The 12,574-nt window shown below is 35.9% G+C and carries 20 protein-coding genes; 8 read left to right on the top strand and 12 right to left on the bottom strand.

Annotation, left to right across the window (positions count from 1 at the left end; all coding sequences use genetic code 11):
* Nucleotides 1–362 (top strand): plasmid mobilization protein (locus NI455_RS14250; RefSeq protein WP_253114764.1); only part of this gene is annotated, 362 nt, incomplete at its 5' end.
* Between the two features lie 220 nt (nucleotides 363–582).
* Here the strand turns inward: NI455_RS14250 and NI455_RS14255 are convergent.
* From NI455_RS14255 to NI455_RS14265, 3 genes are all read right to left on the bottom strand, one after another.
* Nucleotides 583–1,458 (bottom strand): hypothetical protein, encoded by an 876-nt coding sequence (locus tag NI455_RS14255; protein WP_253114767.1) that lies wholly within the window; start codon nucleotides 1,456–1,458, stop codon nucleotides 583–585.
* A 76-nt stretch (nucleotides 1,459–1,534) separates the two neighbouring features.
* A complete protein-coding gene (vapC, locus tag NI455_RS14260) occupies nucleotides 1,535–1,930 on the bottom strand; it encodes a type II toxin-antitoxin system tRNA(fMet)-specific endonuclease VapC (RefSeq protein ID WP_005020938.1) in 396 nt (131 codons plus the stop codon).
* Nucleotides 1,927–2,157 carry an antitoxin gene (locus NI455_RS14265; protein WP_005020941.1) on the bottom strand — a complete coding sequence of 77 codons (231 nt, stop codon included), beginning with the start codon at nucleotides 2,155–2,157 and terminating at the stop codon, nucleotides 1,927–1,929. The genes vapC and NI455_RS14265 overlap by 4 nt, the downstream gene beginning before the upstream one ends.
* Nucleotides 2,158–2,819: 662 nt before the next feature.
* Here NI455_RS14265 and NI455_RS14270 point away from each other — a divergent pair.
* The 3 genes from NI455_RS14270 to repM (NI455_RS14280) all read left to right on the top strand — a co-directional run bounded on the left by NI455_RS14270 (nucleotide 2,820) and on the right by repM (NI455_RS14280) (nucleotide 5,196).
* Nucleotides 2,820–3,233, top strand: a complete 414-nt coding sequence (locus NI455_RS14270) for a hypothetical protein (protein ID WP_005020944.1) — start codon at nucleotides 2,820–2,822, stop codon at nucleotides 3,231–3,233.
* Nucleotides 3,234–3,235: 2 nt separating this feature from the next.
* Nucleotides 3,236–3,550 (top strand): hypothetical protein, encoded by a 315-nt coding sequence (locus NI455_RS14275; protein ID WP_000723215.1) that lies wholly within the window; start codon nucleotides 3,236–3,238, stop codon nucleotides 3,548–3,550.
* A gap of 707 nt (nucleotides 3,551–4,257) precedes the next feature.
* Nucleotides 4,258–5,196, top strand: coding sequence for a replication initiation protein RepM (gene repM / locus NI455_RS14280; protein ID WP_151208205.1), 939 nt, complete (start codon nucleotides 4,258–4,260; stop codon nucleotides 5,194–5,196).
* Nucleotides 5,197–5,228: 32 nt separating this feature from the next.
* On the opposite strand, the gene NI455_RS14285 is transcribed toward repM (NI455_RS14280), so the two are convergent.
* Both NI455_RS14285 and NI455_RS14290 read right to left on the bottom strand, forming a co-directional pair.
* Nucleotides 5,229–5,543, bottom strand: coding sequence for a hypothetical protein (locus tag NI455_RS14285; protein WP_151208206.1), 315 nt, complete (start codon nucleotides 5,541–5,543; stop codon nucleotides 5,229–5,231).
* 14 nt (nucleotides 5,544–5,557) lie between these two features.
* A complete protein-coding gene (locus NI455_RS14290) occupies nucleotides 5,558–5,845 on the bottom strand; it encodes a DUF8583 domain-containing protein (RefSeq protein WP_020847062.1) in 288 nt (95 codons plus the stop codon).
* Nucleotides 5,846–6,054: 209 nt separating this feature from the next.
* Here NI455_RS14290 and mobQ point away from each other — a divergent pair, with 209 nt between their 5' ends.
* Both mobQ and NI455_RS14300 read left to right on the top strand, forming a co-directional pair.
* Nucleotides 6,055–7,026, top strand: a complete 972-nt coding sequence (gene mobQ / locus NI455_RS14295; protein WP_151212485.1) for a MobQ family relaxase — start codon at nucleotides 6,055–6,057, stop codon at nucleotides 7,024–7,026.
* The gene (locus NI455_RS14300) at nucleotides 7,023–7,502 is read left to right on the top strand and encodes a hypothetical protein (protein WP_151208203.1); all 480 of its coding nucleotides are present in this window, start codon (nucleotides 7,023–7,025) and stop codon (nucleotides 7,500–7,502) included. Before mobQ ends, NI455_RS14300 begins: the two co-directional genes overlap by 4 nt.
* Before the next feature lie 6 nt (nucleotides 7,503–7,508).
* Here NI455_RS14300 and NI455_RS14305 read toward each other — a convergent pair whose 3' ends face one another.
* The 3 genes from NI455_RS14305 to NI455_RS14315 all read right to left on the bottom strand — a co-directional run bounded on the left by NI455_RS14305 (nucleotide 7,509) and on the right by NI455_RS14315 (nucleotide 8,559).
* Nucleotides 7,509–7,922, bottom strand: a complete 414-nt coding sequence (locus NI455_RS14305) for a hypothetical protein (protein WP_151208204.1) — start codon at nucleotides 7,920–7,922, stop codon at nucleotides 7,509–7,511.
* Between the two features lie 135 nt (nucleotides 7,923–8,057).
* Nucleotides 8,058–8,273, bottom strand: coding sequence for a hypothetical protein (locus tag NI455_RS14310; protein ID WP_136144374.1), 216 nt, complete (start codon nucleotides 8,271–8,273; stop codon nucleotides 8,058–8,060).
* Complete coding sequence (locus NI455_RS14315) at nucleotides 8,263–8,559, bottom strand: BrnT family toxin (RefSeq protein ID WP_136144373.1); 297 nt, start codon at nucleotides 8,557–8,559, stop codon at nucleotides 8,263–8,265. Before NI455_RS14315 ends, NI455_RS14310 begins: the two co-directional genes overlap by 11 nt.
* Before the next feature lie 194 nt (nucleotides 8,560–8,753).
* On the opposite strand from NI455_RS14315, the gene NI455_RS14320 reads away from it, so the two are divergent.
* Together NI455_RS14320 and NI455_RS14325 are read left to right on the top strand one after the other, a co-directional pair.
* Nucleotides 8,754–9,167: a hypothetical protein gene (locus NI455_RS14320; RefSeq protein ID WP_004967533.1), complete on the top strand. Its 414-nt coding sequence runs from the start codon at nucleotides 8,754–8,756 to the stop codon at nucleotides 9,165–9,167.
* Between the two features lie 2 nt (nucleotides 9,168–9,169).
* On the top strand, nucleotides 9,170–9,484 hold the full coding sequence (locus NI455_RS14325; RefSeq protein WP_000723215.1) for a hypothetical protein: 315 nt from the start codon (nucleotides 9,170–9,172) through the stop codon (nucleotides 9,482–9,484).
* 182 nt (nucleotides 9,485–9,666) lie between these two features.
* On the opposite strand, the gene NI455_RS14330 is transcribed toward NI455_RS14325, so the two are convergent.
* The 4 genes from NI455_RS14330 to NI455_RS14345 all read right to left on the bottom strand — a co-directional run bounded on the left by NI455_RS14330 (nucleotide 9,667) and on the right by NI455_RS14345 (nucleotide 12,258).
* Nucleotides 9,667–9,810: a hypothetical protein gene (locus tag NI455_RS14330; RefSeq protein WP_001125247.1), complete on the bottom strand. Its 144-nt coding sequence runs from the start codon at nucleotides 9,808–9,810 to the stop codon at nucleotides 9,667–9,669.
* A 12-nt stretch (nucleotides 9,811–9,822) separates the two neighbouring features.
* Nucleotides 9,823–10,398: a plasmid replication DNA-binding protein gene (locus NI455_RS14335; RefSeq protein ID WP_180097740.1), complete on the bottom strand. Its 576-nt coding sequence runs from the start codon at nucleotides 10,396–10,398 to the stop codon at nucleotides 9,823–9,825.
* Nucleotides 10,391–11,341 carry a replication initiation protein RepM gene (repM, locus tag NI455_RS14340; protein WP_180073049.1) on the bottom strand — a complete coding sequence of 317 codons (951 nt, stop codon included), beginning with the start codon at nucleotides 11,339–11,341 and terminating at the stop codon, nucleotides 10,391–10,393. The genes NI455_RS14335 and repM (NI455_RS14340) overlap by 8 nt, the downstream gene beginning before the upstream one ends.
* Nucleotides 11,342–11,916: 575 nt before the next feature.
* On the bottom strand, nucleotides 11,917–12,258 hold the full coding sequence (locus NI455_RS14345) for a hypothetical protein (RefSeq protein ID WP_163169833.1): 342 nt from the start codon (nucleotides 12,256–12,258) through the stop codon (nucleotides 11,917–11,919).
* Nucleotides 12,259–12,574: the final 316 nt, after the last annotated feature.

Genomic DNA, 12,574 nt, shown 5'->3' on the forward strand with positions numbered 1-12,574 from the left:
AACAGAAAAAGCCGAAACGGATACGCCAAAAAGTAATTCAAGTTGTGGTAACTGAAGCTGAGAAAAAGCAAATTGAAGAAAATGCTGCTCAAGGAAATTTATCAGCTTCTCAATATTTGCGTGATCTAGGATTGGGTTATCAACCTAAAAGTCTGACTGATATAAAAACAATCCAGGAAATTCGCAGCCTAAAATCAGATATGAATAAAGTGGGTGGACTACTGAAAAACTTAATGAATGGGGAGCTGACTGATCCGAAAGAGATCCGATCTAAAGTAAACGGGCTGCTGCTGGATTTTTCCAAGAACCAAAATTCCATTGATCTATTCATTTCTAAAGTCAGATCCGCGATCAAGTTTTAAAAAAGTGTAAAGTGTGTCCCCTTGTATAGGGGCGTTAGCCAGCTGTCCCTTCAGAGCTGTATTCAAGTAGCTAATCTAAAAAAGTGTAAGGTGTGTGCCCTTGTATAGTGGCGTTACACCTGAATTTCGCATAAGAGATTTTATGTTAAACACCACATTAAAAGAGGTGTTTAAAAATTGAAGGCCAGTTAAAGGTAGGCCTTTAATTTTTATTATAATTTTATTCTAAATTTAGAATATTCAGCAGCCTGAGCCATAATGACTTTTTTTCTAAAACTGCTGTATTGGGAGTATCCGATCCATTAATTACACGAGTATTAGAAGAAGTAATTTCAGAATATCTTATTGAGGAAATAACTTGGTTTTGAGGATGACTGTTACTCCCTTTATTTACTTCAGCTAACTTAATTTTAAGATCACCTCTGCCCTTGAGGTAAGGATATATATCGAGCATTGGAAATTTTTTACCTACATTATGCTCAGCAATAAAAAATAATTGAGGCTCAGGCAAGAAATTTGCTGGAAACGTAATCATACTTTTACTATTTAGATTAATTGTTTGATTGAATTTTGGATCAATTAGATAGTATTTTAATTCAGGATTAAAAGGCAACGCACTACTAGCGACTGGAAAGTAGCGAAATACAGCGCTTCCTTTACTAACCTTATCTAAAACAATATACAAAGTGTGGCCTTGATATTCAGGCTCAATTTTGACTACTTTTTCGAACTTTAAATTGCCTTCAATCGACTGCTTTCCTGTCGTTGGTTCAAAAAAGATCTGTTTAAGTTGCTCATTCATTGGAATTAAAACGTCAGCTACTAGCTGACCTCTTGTGGTACTACTATTTACAATAGGTACAGGTTTATTAACCTCAGCTTTCCAGCAAGTAATTGTTGAACATAAAGTGAAATTAGAGATATTAATCTCACCCTGATCATTATTGCTAGAAACAGCCAGACTTACTCTCAAACGTGACATCTTATTTTCTTGATTACCCTTATATTTTTCTAAATTTTGTGGTGTAAGCGGGGGGGAAGTAGCAAAAATAGATGTTGAAGATACCAGTAGAGTTAATACAAAGATTTTTTTCATTTTTATGGAATCTTAATAGAATTAATATTATACAAATTATGAGAAATCTAGTCCTTAAAAGGACTAGAAATTGTAATTAAACCCAGTTTTCTAACTTTAATCCATCTATACGCTCAAATTCCTTGATGTTATTTGTGACTAATACAACATCTAAAGCTAGGGCATGCGCTGCAATTAGCATATCCAAACTACCAATTATTTTACCTGTAGATTGTAGATCTTGACGTAGTTTTGCGTAATGCCAGATTGCTTTCTCATCGTAAGGTAAAATATCTAAGGGTGATAAAAACTTGTTCAATGCCTGTTTGTTACGCTCAGAGCCAGATTTTTCAACGCCAAAAGCTAATTCGGATGCTGTTATGCTTGAAATCGCAAGCTGACCAAGCTGGTATTGTTTAAAGCGTTCAAAAACATGCTCTGGCTTATGATTGATCACATAGATACAAATATTTGTGTCTAAGAGGTAAATCATTTGAAATCCTCACGTACCTGTTCGCCCTGATCTGCCCGTTCTAACTTGAATCCAACTTCAAACTCGTTTAGAGCTTCTAGCATTACATCCCAAGGATTGTCGATAGGCATCAATAACACGCCACGTCCAAAACTTTTAATCGCTACTTCAGTACCATTAAAACGAAATGCTTTAGGTAACCTAACGGCTTGACTTCGACCTGTTTGAAAGACTTTAGCAACTTCCATTTTTTATCTCCTAATAGGATAGGTATCATTGATACATATCTTATCATTAAATAATTTGTAGCGTGTGATTTGTTGTAATTGGTGAATGACTTTAATCCATATTCTAGATGCCCATCCAGGCCTCATCTAAAAGTACAGAGCATAAAAAACCCCGGCATCCTGCCGGGGTTTTTCGTATTGGTTCGCTCGGTATAACTCCTGTCGTACCTTACAGTCCTTGTGCTTATCTCTTGTTATTCTTGTATGGAACTTCCTGTTCCCGATGAGTTCATCATAGGAAAATTCCACTGTCCCAGGTAGCCGCAAAGGGCCGAGATTTATGTACGCCAGAGCGTACAAAATAGCCTAAATTTTATCCCCAGCAATTGGGGATAGTTTTGGAACCTAGATCCGTATGAAATGGGCACCGATTGCCAAATTGATTATTTTTTAGTCAAATTTACTGGCAAAATGTTACAGATTTGCTTAAAAACTCACCCACTTATTACAAAAGTCGATTTTTGTGCTTTTTGTGATCAGGATGAATTTTTTAAGTTATTGATATTTAAGTTAATATACAAGTGTACTTCGTATAACCGCTATTATGTTAAATAGAATCAAAAAACCTCCAATAAAATCGTTATAGTATTATTATTTATTGAGTAGATAAGAGAATTAAATTAGTGAAATACTCAAATGAAAAAATAGTAAAAGCTCTCTTACTTTCTCCTTTACCACTACTTTTTTTCACAGCAGTCCGGTTTATCGTAATGAATCAGGAATACAGCCTATACTCGATTTTAGTGGTTCTTGTAGGGCACGGTCTTGTCTACTTGGCTTATTGTATTTTGACTGTACCTTTCAGCTTCATATTCTCAATTCTTTTAAATCGTTATAACAGTCTTAATTTATTAACTATCTGTATTGCCTCTATAATTATTGCTACTCCATTTTTTATTCTTTTTGAATGGAGTCACACAGGAGAAATTTCGAAAGAGTGGTGGAAAATGTATACCAATACATGGACTATTTTTATGGCTCTCTTTCCTGGCTTATGTTATTGGCTGTTTTTAATTAATTTAAAAGATAAAGAATAGTTATGAAAAAAATATTATATTTTAATTTCTTAGCGATTATTTTGACTTATGTATCTTTGCTTTATCAAAAAAATATATTAGTTGCTCGCATAGTTGTAGATAAGCTTGAAAAAGTTGAAGTCATAGCTGGGGGATTTCCTCTACAGTTCCTTATAGATGGTGAAACCTCTCCAGTCGGAAGTATAAGTATCAATCCTTTATTTATTTTCATCGGCATGGATCAATTTGTTTTTCTCAATTTTTTTATTGATTATTTATTTTGGGTAAGTATTTTATTTGCTTTTTCTATGATTGTGAAAAAGTACAGAATTGTATAGATCTCCTAAAATTAACATAATACACCTTATACGAAATGCAATTTTTATTCCTTTAAAAATCAATTTCTTATATACTATTGAAAAGCCCATTTACCCTCAAATGGGCTTTTTTTATGATTTTTCATGTTCCACGAACACTTATTGAGCATTGTTCCACGATTTTAATTAGATATTTTAATCATTCCAGTAAGAGCCAAGCGAGTGTCTACGAGCGACCACCTGGCATTAAAATTTCGCCCCTGCCTTTTCCCTGATTACAAGCTCCCTTTTGATTCATAACGAAAGATACAGAGCATCCCGAATGGGTGCGAACTATGTTAGTCAAATTCTAGACGAGCGAAGCGAAGGCATAGTTTCTTTTTTTATTAAATCCTCAATTCATATTTGAAAAAACAGCCCCTCAACCGAGCGAAAGCGAGGTTAAAACGTCCGAGCTTTAGCGAGGGCATAGGGCTGTTTTCCACAAGTTTTTATATTTTTTATTTTTAAATATATTTTTAAATATTTTTAAGTTGCTTGAAACGCTTGTACAGCAAGGCTTTCACAGCTAATAAGTACACCAATTCCGATATATAAGTACACCAATTCCGATATTTTAGCCCCAATAAGTACACCAATTCCGACATATAAGTACACTAATTCCGATGATATTGACACCTACATTACAAAGGTGTACAAATACACTTGAATTATAAAAGTGTACAACAATGAAAAATGACTTAGTTGTAAAAGATAATGCGTTGATTAATGCTAGTTATAGTCTTGGTCTTGTCGAACAGCGATTGATTTTATTAGCTATCGTTATTATTCGGGAACATACTCATAACATGCACCTTGACTATATTGCATTCAATAAACCAATTGAGATTACAGCAGAAAGTTATATTAATACGTTTGGTGTAAGCCATAGCACAGCATACGAAACACTAAAGGATGCCTGTAAGTCTTTATTCTCAAGACAGTTTAGCTATCAAGAACCTAGAGAAAAAGGTATTGCTCATAAAACGACTCGCTGGGTGTCTGATATTGCTTATATTGATAATTCTGCAACTATAGAATTTACTTTTGCTCCAGCGGTCTTACCCCTAATCACTTATCTTGAACAACACCTTACAAGCTACGAATTAAAACAAGTTGCCAATCTAACAAGCGGTTATGCTATTCGCCTATACGAACTTTTAATTGCGTGGCGTAGTACTGGGAAGACACCAATTATTGATTTAAATGAATTTCGTTTAAAACTTGGAGTTGGAGATGAAAAATATCAAAGAATGGGGCAATTTAAAGAAAAAGTTTTACATATTGCTATTGAGCAACTTAACAAACATACAGACATTACCGTAACTTATGAGCAACATAAGCAGGGGCGTACAATTACAGGGTTTTCATTCAAGTTTAAGCAAAAAGTACAACCTAAAATTGAAACTAAACGAGATCCCAATACCCCTGATTTTTTCATCAAAATGACCGATTCCCAACGTCATTTATTTGCAAACAAACTGTCTGAAATGCCTGAAATGGGGGCATATTCTCAAGGTACAGAAAGCTATCAGCAGTTTGCTATTCGTATTGCAGACATGCTTTTAGAGCCTGAAAAATTCAGAGAGTTATACCCTTGCTTAAAAAAGGCAGGATTTGGTAATTAAAAAAAAGGAGCTTCAGCTCCTTTTTTTTAATTTTATTCTTTGGCTGGCTGTCCTATCGAATCTAACTGATTAATCAGTTCCGCATTTACTTCTTCGCCCGACTTATTGGCAGTATCTTTACTTTCAAATCGTGATGAATCTTGGAGTTCTTTTTTCATACGTTCACGGTCTTCGTCTGTAATTTCTTGCGGAGCAGGTACTTGTTGCGCTTCTTGGCGTACTTCTTCCACAATCTCAGGAGACGATGCTTGCACTCTTACATGTTCTGGTTCTTCTTTATTTTTGCTGCATGCAGTAAGGGTAATAACTGACATTGTTAATAAAGACATTAAAATTTTATATTTCATAAAGAATATCCAGCTTAATTGTTATTCATCGAAGGTAAATCAAAAAGTATTCTATCCCGATCCTCTATTAAATAATCATTAAGTTCAGCGAGTATTTTTTCTTTGTTGGCTTCATTGGATTGCATTTTTTTAATCAAGTAAGAACCAAGTAAGATTTTACGCCGAGTATCATCCTTGCGTTCTTGCTCTTTCTGCTTTGTTCTTTCTCTTGCTTCAATAGCCTGTTTCTGAGCTTTTAACTGTTTCAGCTTCTCCAACTGGGCTTCAATTTTCTTTTCAATATTTTCAGTTGATTTTGTCATAACGGTTAATTTCGGGATATAGAAAACCACTCAAGCATAAGGCTCTATGAACTAGAGTTCAAGCGAGCTATATGTTATCGTGTTTTTCATGAAATGCGCACTTACGACTTGGATTTCATCCAAGTCAAAGTTTGCGTAAGGGGATTCCCCTTAACCCCAAAAAACTGCTACGCAATTTTTTAAAAGCAAAAGCATCTCAAGGCGACTGCATGGCAATCTATCATTGTTCGACTAAAACGGTTAACCGAAGTTCGGGACGAACTGCGGTTGCATCTTCTGCATATCGTGCAGGGGAAAAACTCAAAGATGAGCGTACAGGATTGACGCATGACTTTACGAGAAAGGACGGTGTCGCCCATTCTGAAATTATCTCTAATTTAGATATTGAAATTGACCGTGGTGAACTTTGGAACTTGGCAGAAAAAACCGAAAACCGTAAAGATGCCCGAACGGCTAGAGAATGGGTGATTGCCCTACCTGATGAATTAGACCCTGATCAACGTAAGGACTTGGCAAAAGACTTTGCCAGGTCCTTAGTTGATCGCTATGGCGTGATTGCAGATTTAGCCATCCATGAACCGAGCAAAGGCGGTAATGATAAGAACCATCACGCCCATATCATGCTCACCACCCGAAAGGCAGAATTAGATACGGACAAGAAACTTACCCTAACCACTAAAACCGATATTGAGTTAAGCAATGCCAAACGAAAAAGCCTTGGTATGGGGACAACCCAAGAAGACATTAAGCAAATTAGAGAAAAATGGGCAGACTTAGCCAATAAAGCATTGGAACGTGCAGGCTACCGAGAAAAAATAGATCACCGCAGCTATGCCGATCAGAACAACGGACTACAAGCCACCATCCATGAAGGCACCAAAGTCACTCAATTACGCAGACAAGGCATAGATACTGAAATTAGCCGTTTCAATGACAATGTGAAACAGCAGAACACCCAACAACTTGACCAACAGAAACAGCAGAAAGAGAGCGTTTTACAGCGTGGTTTAAACCGTGTCGATCAAGGTTTTGAGCAATGGCAGAAGAACCAAGAAAGCAAACGCCTAGAACTGGAACGCCAAGCGGAAATGAAGCGACAGCAAGAATTAGATAAACAACGAGCCGAACAAGCAAATCGTAAGGCATCACGAAATTTAGATAATGATGGATGGTCACGATGAGTAACCAAAATGATGATTTAGACCTAGATGATCAGTTATATATTCTATTGGCATCTATGAAGGAATACAGAGAAGCCATAGCAGACGATAATAAGCGATTAGAGACGTTTTACAGCAAAGTGGCTAGTGGGGTGCTGGAACAGAGTAAAAAGACCCTAAATAATGCAAACCAAGAGGCTACACGCGCCCTCCAAGGTCGTATTCAGGAGTTAGATAAAGCCACCGATAAATTGAACTACAGATTTATTGCCTTGTTGTGTGCAATTTTCCTCAGTCTGGTTCTGGTTTTTCTGTCTTTTATATTTTTATTCATTCCAAGTTTTGACGAGATCAAAGAACGTCGTGCAGAAGCAGCTTGGCTAGAACAAAGATATAACCTGGATATTAAAAACTGTAATGGTAAATCCTGTGTCCGGATTATGAAAAATGACTGTCACGGGCCACACAAAGATTATTGTGTGATTGACCCTAAATAGTACTTGTTAAAGCGGAGCTGCGAGCCAATAACCGTGCTGTGTACAAACATCTGGGGTAGATTGGAGTTTTGTTGAGTACATACCTCCACCAAGTCTGATTTCCTCACCTATAAAAACTTTATGGTTATTAAATTTATTGGTAATGCTGATCCTACCATCATTTGTATATTCTAATTCACTGCTGTTAGCCCAGATAATAAAAGGGCCATTATCGCTATTTAAACGAATACAGCCATGAGGATCTAAATGTAATTTGCCACCTGTCATTGAGAGCATATAAGTCTTTGTTTCAGGACTTTGCTTAATAAAAATTACAGATTTTACAGGTTCTATAGCACTAGAAACTAAGGCGGGCTTTGCCATACAAGCAGTCAGTACAGAAATGATGAAAAAACTTTGAGCTAAATTATATATTTTCATAGTTAACCAAGTTATGAGATGGGACAGTACTTTGCTTGGTTTCTTTCATTTTCCAATTTATACCGGTGTACGCAAAGTGGCTCGACTTTGCAATATGGCTAACGCCATATTGCAAAGCATCGAGCTAAATTTTAATTAAATACGTTTCAACGCCATGATATGGCGCACCATGTCGTTAATATGCTGTTTTGTTTCATTATCTTGAGAACTTAGCCAAGTTACAACATCCGCATCAAAAGCCTTTGCTTGAGCAATCGCATGGCGTTCTTGTAATTTTTTAACAAAATTTGGTTTTACTACTGGCGCATTGGTAGGGTCAAAATTTTTATAACGTTCTAATTCATTTTGCATGGTTATACCTCCGCTTTTGATTGTGCGATGGCTCAAAGGCAGTAATGATTCTTGCAACATCACCACGTTCAACCCAAACCACTGTTAGTAGTCTACCACGATTACTCAGACCGATTGATATTAGCCGTTGCTCATCGTAATGACCAAGATCGTCAAAGGACATCAGCTCTGGATCAAGAAAAACACTACATACCTCTTCAAAAGTAATTTCACGCCCTCGATAGACTAATTCCATTTTTTTATCGTGCCATTCAAATAGCAGACCGTAATACTCAATCAACGGCATCTTTAGCTTTTTCCTAGATTTACAACCTCTAAAAGTCTACTTAGAGGGTTTTACTTATTCAATAACTCATTAATTTAAATGGTTTCTAACATCCAAATTTCGTATAACCGCCATTATGTTAAATGGAAGCCAGCGACCTCCAAGAAAATCGGTATAGTGTGAATAGTTATTGAGTAAATAAGAGAATTAAATTAGTGAAATACTCAAATGAAAAAATAGTTAAAGCTCTCTTGCTTGCTCCTTTACCGTTACTTTTTTTCATAGCAGTCCTGTTTATCGTAATGAATCAGGAATACAGCCTATACTCGATTTTAGTGGTTCTTGTAGGGCATGGCCTTGTCTACTTAGCGTATTGTATTTTGACTGTGCCTTTCAGCTTCATATTCTCAATTATTTTAAATCGTTATAACAGTCTGAATTTATTAACCATCTGTATTACCTCTCTAATTATTGCTGCTCCATTTTTTATTCTTTTTGGATGGAGTCACACAGGAGAAATTTCGAAAGAGTGGTGGAAAATGTATACCAATACATGGACTATTTTTATGGCTCTCTTTCCTGGCTTATGTTATTGGCTGTTTTTAATTAATTTAAAAGATAAAGAATAGTTATGAAAAAAATATTATATTTTAATTTCTTAGCGATTATTTTGACTTATGTATCTTTGCTTTATCAAAAAAATATATTAGTTGCTCGCATAGTTGTAGATAAGCTTGAAAAAGTTGAAGTCATAGCTGGGGGATTTCCTCTACAGTTCCTTATAGATGGTGAAACCTCTCCAGTCGGAAGTATAAGTATCAATCCTTTATTTATTTTCATCGGCATGGATCAATTTGTTTTTCTCAATTTTTTTATTGATTATTTATTTTGGGTAAGTATTTTATTTGCTTTTTCTATGATTGTGAAAAAGTACAGAATTGTATAGATCTCCTAAAATTAACATAATACACCTTATACGAAATGCGTTATAATTATCCTTATAATTCAACGCTGTAGTTTCTAGTTGATAGCCCATCTTCCCCAAGTTGGGCTTTTTTTATAATTTTTCACGTTCCACGCTTATTATTTGATCAATGTTTCACGACTTTGATTAGGTCAATTGAATAATCAGGATGCCTGGTCTTTTTCTTTTTGGCGTTCATCCAGCTCTTTTTTGAGTGCCTTTTTATCCTGGTACGATGCAATTAGCATGATCGGGATCAGCAGCGGGGCCACAATAATTCCCAGGGCAATGTCTTTCAGTTTCGGCATGATCTCTCTCCCTTAGTCATTATCAAAAACAGCATTTAGTACACGGCCAAATAAACCACGTTTTTTAGGTTGTGGCACTGCCACATTTTGCAACGTGGCATGCTGTAGCGTTTGGCTGTGGTGTGCTGTAGTTTCTTGCTGTGGCACTGCCACGTTTTCTACAATATTTAATTCATTATTCTTTTTATTATCATTGTCTTGTTGTGTTGTCGCATGCTGTGGCATATCAGTGTCGCATGCCGTAGCATCTTGTTGTGGCGCTGCCGTGGCGGGTGCAACAGTTTTTAACTCAATAAGCGTCTGCATACGGTCGATTTGCTGCATTAAACGCTCTTCACGTTCTTGGTATTTTTTAACTTCATTTTCTAAATGAATAATGAGTTTTTTTGTAGATTCATCGTTATCTGATTTAGATGGTTCAATTTGTTGAGATATTTGCTCAGGCTCCCCAAAGCATCTAATCACTTCCGAAAGGTCAAATTGACCATCACTAGAGCGTGATAAACGCCCATTACGTACAGCTCTATAAATGGTTGACCTATCAATATGAAATTTTTTAGATACTTCACTTAGCGATAATTTAGCCATTTACGGTGTCCTTTTTATTTGATGGCATGTATCCCACTTTTTTTAGGTATGGGGATAGTTCTTTGATTTTTTCAGAGTCTTGTAGCATCTCAGCAATACGAACAGCAAATTGAGGATAGCTTTCAGTTCCTTGTGAATAGCGACCCATTTCAGGGAGTTCTGAAAGTTTGTTTGCAAACATATGCCGTTGAGCATCGGTCATCTTTGAAAAAAGGTCTAAGGTATTCGGATCTCTTTCTATTGATGGATTATCCTTTTTCTTCTGTTTAAACGTAAAAGAAAAACCTGTAATTGTTCGACCTTTTTTATGCTGTTCATATTTTACAGTGATATCCGTATGCTCATTTATTTGTTTAATAGCAAGCTCAAGTACACTAGTTTTAAAGCGCTCCATACGCTTGTACTCTGTATCGAGTACACCAATTCTTTGACGGAAATCACTTAGCTCTATAACTGGAGTAGAACCGGTACTTCTCCAAGCAATTAATAGTTCATATAAGCGGACAGCATAAGCACTACTGAGATTACTAACTTGCTGTAATTCATATTTAGTAAAATGCTCTTCTAAACGTGTAATTAATGGGACTATGGCGGGGGCAAAGATAAGCTTAACCACTGCTTCATTATCTACATATCCAATTTCACTAACCCAACGGGATCTATAGTTCTCAATATTCCCTCTTTCATTTATTTTTTGATAACTAAATTGTCTAGCAAATAAATCATTACAGGCATCTTTTAATGCTTGATAGGCAGTATTGCGATGTACACCAAATTGATTGATATAGCCTTCGGCATGTACTTCAAGGGGATCATTAGCATTAATCCCTTTCCCACTTTCCCTTGCTTCAACAATAGCCAATAAAATTAAACGTTGTTCTACTAAGTCCAAGTTATAGCTTGCATTGATTAAGGCATTGTCTTTTACCACTAATTCTCTCATGAAGCACCAGTATTAATTATTATGCTATGACACAATAATTAATTTTAGTGCTATAAGCAAGGTAAACGGTGTCATATTGCAAGGTAAACGGTGTCATATTGCAAGGTAAACGGTGTCATATTGCAAGGTAAACGGTGTCATATAACCCTTAAAAGCATTGTGAACAAAGGCTTTCAGCATATCTAAAAGCATTTAAAAACTTTAAAATAATTAAAAGCCCAAGGAGTGAAAAATTGCCCTTGGTTTTCGCTTCGCTCAAACTCTATTGAATCTCGCTTTCGCTCGATTCGTCGGGGCAATTTTTTGGCTCATCTCGTTGTGACTTCAATAAAAAGCAAAAGCACGATGAATTCGCTTCGCTCATAGAGCTTTTTTACTCGCTACGCTCTATCTAGACTCAATTTTCTGCATGTGATTTACGCTCATTTAGGCTTCAAAGCCTAAAAAGCTGTTTTTCAGAGAGTCTAAGCGCGAATTTCAGCGATTTCACTCGTAGACACTCGTTCTGTACCTTCCTATGTGAATTTGAGCTTAAATCGCAAATGAGTGCATTTAAAAGCTAAATTTTATAGTGATTAGATAAAATCTTTACCTTTTGTATGAGGGTCATAAGAAAAAACAGGTTTTTTAGTCTTCAATTTTTCTGTATTTCTTTCTGCATTCGTCATTTTCATTTTTTCATTAGAAGTAGGGACCATATCCTGGGACTCTAATTTTTCTATTTTATGTAAATGTACCTTTTTTTCACTCATTCCCATTTTATTCAAATTTCGCAAAACTGAACTGTAAGAAATATTGTTCGCTAGCTCAGGTAAATCAGCGTGGATTTCCTTAATTGTATAACCAGCTTCTAGCCGTTTTTCTATTTCTGGTAATACAGAGATGATGAATTTTTTAGCGCCATGCCTGGTAACCATAATAACTTCCTCTTTCCTTAATTTATGCAATTATGTGCAACTATATGCAATTAAGAGCTTTTATATGATTTTATATGAAATTATCTGCAACTATAAGCTTTTAAATGGTTTTTATTCATTTTGATGTGCAATTATATGCGTTTATGTGCAATTGCAATTTTCGTGATATTGGCAAGATGTGTAATGTTATATAACATGGCAAGCCTTGGTTATATAAATTACCCTACTTATTCGCTTTCAGCTCAACGTGGCATCTTGTCCTGCGGAGCTTTTGGCATAGCCAAAATGTACTGGAAATAGAAAAATGACTGAACAG

The organism is Acinetobacter lwoffii, assembly GCF_024129435.1.
Classification (GTDB): domain Bacteria; phylum Pseudomonadota; class Gammaproteobacteria; order Pseudomonadales; family Moraxellaceae; genus Acinetobacter; species Acinetobacter lwoffii_F.

What these genes read in the sequence shown, in the direction of transcription:
- NI455_RS14330 (WP_001125247.1), bottom strand. Translation starts at nt 9,810, where the DNA reads ATGCCGAAACTGAAAGACATTGCCCTGGGAATTATTGTGGCCCCGCTG.
- NI455_RS14335 (WP_180097740.1), bottom strand. Translation starts at nt 10,398, where the DNA reads ATGGCTAAATTATCGCTAAGTGAAGTATCTAAAAAATTTCATATTGAT.
- NI455_RS14310 (WP_136144374.1), bottom strand. Translation starts at nt 8,273, where the DNA reads ATGCAAAATGAATTAGAACGTTATAAAAATTTTGACCCTACCAATGCG.
- NI455_RS14275 (WP_000723215.1), top strand. Translation starts at nt 3,236, where the DNA reads ATGAAAAAAATATTATATTTTAATTTCTTAGCGATTATTTTGACTTAT.
- vapC (WP_005020938.1), bottom strand. Translation starts at nt 1,930, where the DNA reads ATGATTTACCTCTTAGACACAAATATTTGTATCTATGTGATCAATCAT.
- NI455_RS14305 (WP_151208204.1), bottom strand. Translation starts at nt 7,922, where the DNA reads ATGAAAATATATAATTTAGCTCAAAGTTTTTTCATCATTTCTGTACTG.
- repM (WP_151208205.1), top strand. Translation starts at nt 4,258, where the DNA reads ATGAAAAATGACTTAGTTGTAAAAGATAATGCGTTGATTAATGCTAGT.
- NI455_RS14290 (WP_020847062.1), bottom strand. Translation starts at nt 5,845, where the DNA reads ATGACAAAATCAACTGAAAATATTGAAAAGAAAATTGAAGCCCAGTTG.
- NI455_RS14265 (WP_005020941.1), bottom strand. Translation starts at nt 2,157, where the DNA reads ATGGAAGTTGCTAAAGTCTTTCAAACAGGTCGAAGTCAAGCCGTTAGG.
- repM (WP_180073049.1), bottom strand. Translation starts at nt 11,341, where the DNA reads ATGAGAGAATTAGTGGTAAAAGACAATGCCTTAATCAATGCAAGCTAT.
- NI455_RS14325 (WP_000723215.1), top strand. Translation starts at nt 9,170, where the DNA reads ATGAAAAAAATATTATATTTTAATTTCTTAGCGATTATTTTGACTTAT.
- NI455_RS14315 (WP_136144373.1), bottom strand. Translation starts at nt 8,559, where the DNA reads ATGCCGTTGATTGAGTATTACGGTCTGCTATTTGAATGGCACGATAAA.
- NI455_RS14345 (WP_163169833.1), bottom strand. Translation starts at nt 12,258, where the DNA reads ATGGTTACCAGGCATGGCGCTAAAAAATTCATCATCTCTGTATTACCA.
- NI455_RS14300 (WP_151208203.1), top strand. Translation starts at nt 7,023, where the DNA reads ATGAGTAACCAAAATGATGATTTAGACCTAGATGATCAGTTATATATT.
- NI455_RS14285 (WP_151208206.1), bottom strand. Translation starts at nt 5,543, where the DNA reads ATGAAATATAAAATTTTAATGTCTTTATTAACAATGTCAGTTATTACC.
- mobQ (WP_151212485.1), top strand. Translation starts at nt 6,055, where the DNA reads ATGGCAATCTATCATTGTTCGACTAAAACGGTTAACCGAAGTTCGGGA.
- NI455_RS14255 (WP_253114767.1), bottom strand. Translation starts at nt 1,458, where the DNA reads ATGAAAAAAATCTTTGTATTAACTCTACTGGTATCTTCAACATCTATT.